We start from the raw sequence: 3468 nt of genomic DNA, 5'->3' as shown, positions 1-3468 counted from the left end.
TGACCGCCACCAAGGAGACCTTGGAGGACTACACGCTGCGCTTCGCACCGCGCAGCTACCGCAAGTGGTCGACGCGGGTGGTGGGCATCTCGGCGCTGGGCGGCATCGCCTACCTCGCCGACTTCGCTATCGGCGCCAACATCGGCATCTCCTACGGAACGACCAACGCGTTGTGGGGCATCCTCATCTTCGCCGTGGTCGTCATGCTGACCGGTTTCCCCGTTGCCTACTACTCGGCGCGGTACAACATCGACCTCGACCTGGTCACCCGCGGCAGCGGCTTCGGCTATTACGGCTCGGTGGTCACCAACGTCATCTTCGCGACGTTCACCTTCATCTTCTTCGCGCTCGAGGGCTCGATCATGGCGCAGGGTCTCAAACTCGGCCTGGGCATACCACTCTGGCTGGGGTATGCGGCGTCAACGCTGATCATCTTCCCGCTGGTGATCTACGGCATGAAAGTGCTGTCGACACTTCAGGTCTGGACCACCCCGCTCTGGCTGGTGCTCATGGTGGCGCCGTTCATCTATCTCGTCGTGACCCATCCCGAGTCGGTCAGCCAGTTCTTCGCCTACCAAGGTGAGAACGGCGGCACCGGCTTCGACCTCGGCTCTACCCTGCTGGCCGCCGGCGTGTGCCTTTCGCTGATCGCCCAGATCGCAGAGCAGAACGACTACCTGCGCTTCATGCCGCCCAAGACGCCGGAGAACAAGCGCAGCTGGTGGACCTGGATGTTCCTGGCCGGCCCCGGCTGGGTGATCTTCGGCGCCATCAAGCAGATCGTCGGCCTGTTCCTCGCCGTGTACCTCATCGCGAACGTCGCCGACAGCGCGGGCATCGCCAACCAGCCGGTGCACCAGTTCCTGGAGATCTACAAGAACTTCCTGCCGGGCTGGCTGGCCATGACGCTGGCGGTGGTGCTGGTGGTCATCAGCCAGATCAAGATCAACGTGACCAACGCCTACTCCGGTTCGCTGGCGTGGACGAACTCGTTCACCCGCGTCACCAAGACCTACCCGGGCCGACTGGTGTTCCTTGGCGTCAACCTGCTGATCGCGTTGGTCCTGATGGAAGCCAACATGTTCGACTTCCTCAACACCATCCTGGGCTTCTACGCCAACTGCGGTATGGCGTGGGTGGTCGCGGTGGCCTCGGACATCGTGTTCAACAAGTACCTACTGAAGTTGTCGCCGATGCAGCCGGAGTTCCGCCGCGGCATGCTCTACGCGATCAACCCGGTGGGCTTCGGCTCGATGCTGATCGCCGCGGGCCTGTCCGTGATCGCGTTCTTCGGCGGGCTCGGCGAGGCCATCCGGCCGTACTCGCCGCTGGTCGCCATCGGTCTTGCCCTTGTGCTGCCGCCGATCATCGCCATCGCGACGAAGGGCAAGTACTACCTGCGCCGCACCGATGACGGCATCGACCTGCCGATGTACGACGAGTACGGCAACCCGGCGGACGATCACCTGAGATGCCATGTCTGCCACCACGAATACGAGCGGCCCGACATGATCAAGTCCGCAAGCAACGACGGGTACATCTGCTCGTTGTGCCTGTCGACCGACAAGACCGGCGAGGAAGTACTCCCCGCGCAAACCTGACCGAAGGACGGGCATAGCCACTATTCTGCGTGGCTATGCCCGTCTTTCTGCGCAAGATGCTCGGCATCGGCAAACTGCCCGACGACATGCAGGCACAGGTTGACGCCGAGGGGGTGATCCACCTGGCCGAGTTCGTGCCGGTCACGTTCCGGTTCTACGGCCACGTGCCCGGCAAGACCGCGAAGGGCAACATCCGCAGCTACGTCGGTGCGCTGGCGCTCACCAACCAGCGGGTGCTCGGCACGCTGTCGTCGGTTCCGAAGAAGGCCGGCCGAGCGGTCGACCACCAATGGAACGACGCGGCGGGCTCGATGGTGAAGGCCACGCTCGACGAGGGCGGGCTGACGCTCGACGTGCCGGACATCTCGGTGGTCGAGCCGAGTTTTTCCGGGTCCCTGTCGCTGCACTACAAGACCCCGCTGTCGCAAGAGGTGCTGATGCGGGTGCCGCAGCGGTCGTTCGCGTTCGACGTGCCACCGAAGTTCGTCTACTCCGCCTGCGGGGTGCCGCGCAGTTAGCCACTCGCGCAGTTAGCCACTTGGAGATGCCGCCGCGAATTGCATAAGACAAATGCTCGAAGCGACGCCACGGATCTACGCGTGGGTCAATAATGACGTTAGGTCGGGCTAACAAGGGACGTATGCGATGAAGAAGCTGGCAGCAGCACTGTTCACGATGACGGCGATCGCCGCCGCGCCGTTCGCCGTCGCACCGGTGGCGAACGCGGACATATGCGCCGGCGCACAAGGACGCCATGTCGCGGTGGGTGGGTGCACCAACGTTGCCGGCAGGGTGGCAACCGGCGCGGCCATCGCGGCGGCCACCAACCCCTACATTGCTGGCGAGATACCGTGCTACACGGTGGAGGGCGTGCCGTACTACACGCCTCCTGGTGACCCTTGCTAATCGGTGCGGACTACTCGACCACACCGTCGACGTAGAACCAGCGACCGGCGCGCCGCTCGAAACGACTGCGCTCGCGCATCGAGCCAGGTCGACCTGCCGCCTCGTACCGTGCCATGAACTCCACTTCGCCATGGTCGTCATCGATGCCGCCTGCCGCGGTGTCGATCACCTCGAGGCCCTTCCAGACGACGTCCCCACCGACCGCCGCGTCGGTGGGCCGCGTGCGCGGATGCCAAGTGCGGAAGAGGTAATCGGAGTCGCCGTGTACGTAGGCCGCATATCTCGACCGCATCAATTCCTCGGCCGTGCCGGCTTGCCGCTCGCCATGGTGTAGCGGTCCGCAGCAGCCCTCGTAGACGGCACCACTGCCGCACGGGCACTGCCGGCTACTTGGTAAAGGCATGCGAGACAAGTATTTTCCACGTGCCGTCGGACTGGCGGACGAAGACGTCGAGGCCATCCTCGACTCCGGTGTCCAGCACCTTGCCCACCGGATCGGTGACGGTGAGATTCCAAAACAGCTTCACGGTCGCCAGGTCGCCGTCGACCAGCAGTTCGCGGATGTCGGGCTGGGCGTAGCTGTATCGCTTGTCGGGATCGTTGAACAGTGTCTGCATCCGCTCGCAGAGCTCGCCGCTGTTGCGGTCTTCGCCACCGGGATAAGCCAACACGACGTCGTCGGCGAACAGCCCGCAGACACCTGCGACGTTCTCGGCGTTGAAGTCGGTGGGCCATTGCCGCAGTGCGGCCTCGATCGCCGTCTTGTCCTTCTCGGGATCCGGCGTCGCCGCCTCCCCGCTGCAGCCCGCCAGTGCAGCCGCCCCGACCAGACATGCGATCAGCCGCAGCATGTCTCGAATTCTGCACTAGAACGGCGGGGGCCGATTGCGTTCGGCGACGAATGCATCGTTGAGCGCACGTTCGGCCTTGATGCTTTGGTGCCGTTGTTGCGCACGCGTGC

General features: G+C 64.2%; 5 protein-coding genes. 3 read left to right on the top strand and 2 right to left on the bottom strand.

Annotation, left to right across the window (positions count from 1 at the left end):
- The 3 genes from QOC69_RS18235 to QOC69_RS18225 all read left to right on the top strand — a co-directional run.
- On the top strand, window positions 1–1601 hold a 1601-nt coding region (locus QOC69_RS18235), incomplete at its 5' end, for a purine-cytosine permease family protein (protein WP_526442082.1).
- A 35-nt stretch (window positions 1602–1636) separates the two neighbouring features.
- Complete coding sequence (locus QOC69_RS18230; protein ID WP_526442080.1) at window positions 1637–2119, top strand: hypothetical protein; 483 nt, start codon at window positions 1637–1639, stop codon at window positions 2117–2119.
- Window positions 2120–2246: 127 nt separating this feature from the next.
- Window positions 2247–2507: a hypothetical protein gene (locus QOC69_RS18225; RefSeq protein WP_526442078.1), complete on the top strand. Its 261-nt coding sequence runs from the start codon at window positions 2247–2249 to the stop codon at window positions 2505–2507.
- 10 nt (window positions 2508–2517) lie between these two features.
- Here QOC69_RS18225 and QOC69_RS18220 read toward each other — a convergent pair whose 3' ends face one another.
- The gene (locus QOC69_RS18220; protein WP_526442076.1) at window positions 2518–2910 is read right to left on the bottom strand and encodes a YchJ family metal-binding protein; all 393 of its coding nucleotides are present in this window, start codon (window positions 2908–2910) and stop codon (window positions 2518–2520) included.
- On the bottom strand, window positions 2894–3358 hold the full coding sequence (locus tag QOC69_RS18215; protein ID WP_526442074.1) for a DUF4440 domain-containing protein: 465 nt from the start codon (window positions 3356–3358) through the stop codon (window positions 2894–2896). The genes QOC69_RS18220 and QOC69_RS18215 overlap by 17 nt, the downstream gene beginning before the upstream one ends.
- Between the last annotated feature and the right edge of the window lie 110 nt (window positions 3359–3468).

Source organism: Mycobacterium sp., from assembly GCF_032162105.1.
Lineage (GTDB): Bacteria > Actinomycetota > Actinomycetes > Mycobacteriales > Mycobacteriaceae > Mycobacterium.
Note: the sequence above shows the minus strand (reverse complement) of the source record. Positions and strands in the feature narration are given on the sequence as shown.

Excerpts from the sequence above, each read along its gene's own strand:
- QOC69_RS18230 (WP_526442080.1), top strand. The coding sequence starts at position 1,637 with ATGCCCGTCTTTCTGCGCAAGATGCTCGGCATCGGCAAACTGCCCGAC.
- QOC69_RS18225 (WP_526442078.1), top strand. The coding sequence starts at position 2,247 with ATGAAGAAGCTGGCAGCAGCACTGTTCACGATGACGGCGATCGCCGCC.
- QOC69_RS18220 (WP_526442076.1), bottom strand. The coding sequence starts at position 2,910 with ATGCCTTTACCAAGTAGCCGGCAGTGCCCGTGCGGCAGTGGTGCCGTC.
- QOC69_RS18215 (WP_526442074.1), bottom strand. The coding sequence starts at position 3,358 with ATGCTGCGGCTGATCGCATGTCTGGTCGGGGCGGCTGCACTGGCGGGC.